The 4,062-nt window shown below is 65.1% G+C and carries 1 protein-coding gene and 1 pseudogene; both read right to left on the bottom strand.

The window, feature by feature from the left end; genetic code table 11:
- Positions 1–135 precede the first annotated feature (135 nt).
- Positions 136–753, bottom strand: a complete 618-nt coding sequence (locus YO9_RS19150; protein WP_223286676.1) for a hypothetical protein — start codon at positions 751–753, stop codon at positions 136–138.
- 107 nt (positions 754–860) lie between these two features.
- Positions 861–3,725 (bottom strand): annotated as a pseudogene (locus tag YO9_RS21955) (proline dehydrogenase family protein); the annotation flags it as partial.
- Positions 3,726–4,062: the final 337 nt, after the last annotated feature.

The following is a 4,062-nucleotide window of genomic DNA, read 5'->3' as shown; positions in this document are numbered from 1 at the left end:
AGTCTGACAATGGGGGAAACGGCACTTTTACGGACTCAAAAGTTTGGGCCAAGAACTGAGACCGCCCCACGCCACCCGGAGCGGGTGAAACTGGCGTGAAACGGTCTCAGTTCTAGCTATGCGTCAGAGAACGGGTTACTTGTTGGCCCGGATCTCCGTGACCACCCGATCCATGGACGGGCTGTGGTTGCCGAAGCGGTGCATGGTGATGGACACGGCCTGCTCGGAGAGCATGTACATCAGCTCGATGCGTCCGGTGCCCACCACGTCGTCCGTGATGAGGGCGATGTCCGGGTGCTCGGCGCGAACCTCGTAGAGCGGCTTGAGGTCATCGTCCGTACCCTCCCACGGCTGGATCACACGGACGCGAGCGCCGTGGTCCACGTTGAGGTCGGTGTCGTTGAGGATCTCCTTGTCGGACAGCTCCGCGAATGCACCCAGCGAACCGGCGCCCAGTGCATGGGCGAAGTCAACATCCGAGGCCGGCGAGAGCACCGTGGTGAACAGCTGCCCCACCTGCTCGGGCAGCTTCTCCGACGGGCTGAGAATCACATGCGAACCCGAACGCGAGGCCGCAAGACCCACGCGCAGGATGTCGGTCAGTGATGCTCCCTCTGCCGCACGCACGATTACGGTGCGGGGACGGTAGCGGAACAAGTTGGCCTCGCTGACCAGGGCGGTGGGGTCCTTGACCTGACCGAACTCACGCTGCCACTCGGACTGATCGGACATGGCAGCGCGGCGCAGCCACACCTGATCGTCCTCGCCCACCAGGGCAGGACAGCATCCAGTCCACGGTGCACGCGCGGCTCCAGAACCCAGGCGCCGGCCGCACTGCGGTCCGAACCCGAGGACGTGAAGTCTTCGCGGCACCAGCGACCCAGCGACGCCAGGTAGTTGGGTCCACCGGCCTTGGCACCCAAGCCCACCGACGAGCGCTTCCAACCACCGAAGGGCTGGCGCTGCACAATGCGCCGGTGATTCCGCGGTTCACGTACAGGTTGCCCGCCTGAACACGGTCCACCCAGTGCAGGATCTCGTCCGCATCCAGGGAGTGGATGCCGGCGGTCAGGCCGTAATCCGTGGCGTTCTGCAGCTCGATGGCCTCGTCCAGATCATCCGCGCGCATCAGACCCAGCACCGGACCGAAGCACTCGGTCAGGTGGAAGAACGAACCGGGCTTCACGCCCGTGCGGATACCGGGACGCCACAGCTTGCCGGAGTCATCCAGCTGCTCGGGCTCGATCAGCCATTCCTCGCCGGGCTCCAACTCGGTGAGTGCCTTGAGCAGCTTGCCCTCGGGCTTCTCAACGGTGGGGCCCACGGAGGCCTGCAGGTCATCGGGCCACGCAACCACCATGGAGGACGCGGCGTCGATGAGCTGGCGGCGGAAACGATCGGACGTAGCGACCGAGCCCACCAGGATGCCCAGCGAAGCCGCCGAGCACTTCTGGCCCGCGTGACCGAACGCGCTGGACACCAGATCCCACACGGCCTGGTCGCGGTCGGAGCTGGGGGTGATCACCAAGGAGTTCTTACCTGAGGTCTCCGCGGTGAGCGGGCGCTCGGGGAACCACTTGGCGAACAGCTGAGCGGTCTCGTACGCGCCGGTCAGCACCACGCGCTGCACGTCCGGATGGGAGATGAGGGTCTTGCCCGCATCACCTTCCACGGCGTCCACGAGCTGCAGCACGTCGCGGGGCACACCGGCCTCCCACAGCGCCTCACAAATGGCGGCCGAGCAACGGCGGGTCTCCGGGGACGGCTTGTGAATCACGGCCGAACCGGTGGCCAGCGGCGCCACGGTGGTGCCGGTGGGGATAGCGATCGGGAAGTTCCACGGCGGGGTCACCACGGTGATGTGGTGCGGGGTGAACTTACCGCCGTCCACGAACTCCAGCTCCAGCGCACGCCGTGCGTAGTAGCGGCAGAAGTCCACGGCCTCGGAAATCTCCGGGTCACCCTGCTCAAGTACCTTGCCGGTCTCGCGCCGGCCACGGCCAAGAGGTGCCCGCGGCGAGCAGCCAGGATGTCGCCGGCGCGGTTGAGGATTTCGGCGCGTTCACGGGCGGGGGTGGCCGCCCAGGTCTTGCCGGCAGCTTGGCGCGCGCAACGACGTCGTTCACGGCCTCGACAGCCTCGCTCGAGTCGTCCTCGACGTCCTTGAGTACCTCGGGAACCGGCAGGTTCTCGAACCATTCCTTGTCCGCGATGTGCGCGGCGATCTTCTCGGCCCATTCCTGGTTGGCGCGGGTGGAGATGTCCGTATCCGGCTCGTTCATGAACGGCTCGTCCAGGGGCTGGGTGAGCTCATCGCCCGCGGTCTCCTGGGCGCGGTCCTGCGTACGGCTCGGTGACAGGGGCTCCGGGTCCGGCTCCAGGTCCTCGAGGGCCGCGCGGAAACGACTTTCCTCGCGCTTGAAGATGCGGTTGTCCGGGGCCAGATCAAAGATTCCGGACATGAAGTTCGCACTCGCGGAGTTCTCCTCGAGGCGGCGCACCAGGTAGGACACGGCGACGTCGAACTCGGTGGGGCGCACGGCCGGTACGTACAGCAACAGCTGGCCGACGTCCGTGGACACGGCCTCACTCTGCTCGGTGGCCATGCCCTGGAGCATCTCGAAATCGATCCGGTCCGTCACACCGCGCTTGTCAGCGAGCAGGTGAGCGAGGGCAATGTCGAACAGGTTGTGTCCGGCCACGCCCAGCTTGAGGCCGCGCATGCGCTCCGGGGTGAACAACCAGCTCAGCACGCGCTTGTAGTTGGTGTCCGTGGCCTGCTTGGACGGCATGGTGGCGATGGGCCAACCGTGCATCTCCGCGTCCACGCGCTCCAGGGCCAGGTTGGCGCCCTTGACCAGGCGAACCTTGATCTCCGCGCCACCATCGGCCACGCGCTCGGCGGACCACTCGGAGAGCCGCTTCACGGCACCCAGGGCGTCCGGGAGGTAAGCCTGCACCACGATGCCGGCTTCCAGATTTTTCAACTGGGGCTTGTTGAGCAGACGCTGGAAGACCTCCATGGTCAATTCCAGGTCCGAGTAGATCTCCATGTCCAGGTTGATGAACATGGTGCCGGTCTCCTTGGACGCGGCGGCCTCGTACAGCGGCAGCAAGCGCTCGACCACGCGGTCCGCGGTGCGGTCGAAACCCCAGTGGGACAGCTGCGGCACCACGGAGGACACCTTCAACGAGACGTAGTCCACGTCCGGGCGGTGCAGAAGTTCCTTGGCGTCATTGAGGTGCTTCTTGGCCTCGTGCTCGCCGAGCACCTCCTCGCCCAAGAGGTTGATGTTGAGGCGGTGGCCCTTTTCCTTCATGGCCTTCACGGACTTGCCGAAGGGCCCCGGACGGGCATCCACCACCATGTGGCCCACCATCTGACGGAGGCGGGTACGCGCTGCCGGAACCACGATGGACGAGAGCTTGTCCGAGAGCGCGGTACCGGCCTTGATCTGGGCACGGTCCACAGCGGACATGGATTCCGGGGTCAGCTTGGCAATGTCCTGCAGCGCCTTGGCCGCAGCCTTGGTGTCTTCCGTGCGGATCACACGGTCCACGAAGCCAACGGTGAACTCCAAACCGTGCGGATCCTGGAGCACGGTGGAGAGGCGATCTTCAGCAGGGTTCTTCTGAGAACTACGCTTTTTGTTGTCCTTGGCGCGACCCAACCACTGGCGCACCAGGTCCACGGACTCGTCTGCGAGTTCGCGGGGATCGATCATTGCGGTATTGATGCTGTTCAAGGCAGCGCCTCCATGATCTTGGCCCGGCTGAGATGCGAGGCATTCCCTCGGCCACCAGCGAGGTGATCCGGGCCCTGCATGGCTGGTCTATCAACGCTATCGTGTTCAGCACCCTGATGAGTAGTCGAGATCACAGGATGACAAAAAGTAACATTTTAGGTGCCTTCAGCGATCGCTTTTCAGCCGCCGACGCCGCCGCTCACGCCGCCCAGCGGTTCTGACCGCCACCTGGGCCGAAGCTCAGGGGAGGAAAATGCAGCTCCGCAATCTGGCGGGAGGCAAGTGCATAGATTCCGGCGCGGGTTCTAAGGGTGGT

It is taken from the genome of Kocuria atrinae C3-8 (genome assembly GCF_000286355.1).
GTDB lineage: Bacteria > Actinomycetota > Actinomycetes > Actinomycetales > Micrococcaceae > Kocuria > Kocuria atrinae_A.
The sequence above is the reverse complement of the archived record's forward strand: the minus strand, read 5'-3'. Positions and strand labels throughout refer to the sequence as shown.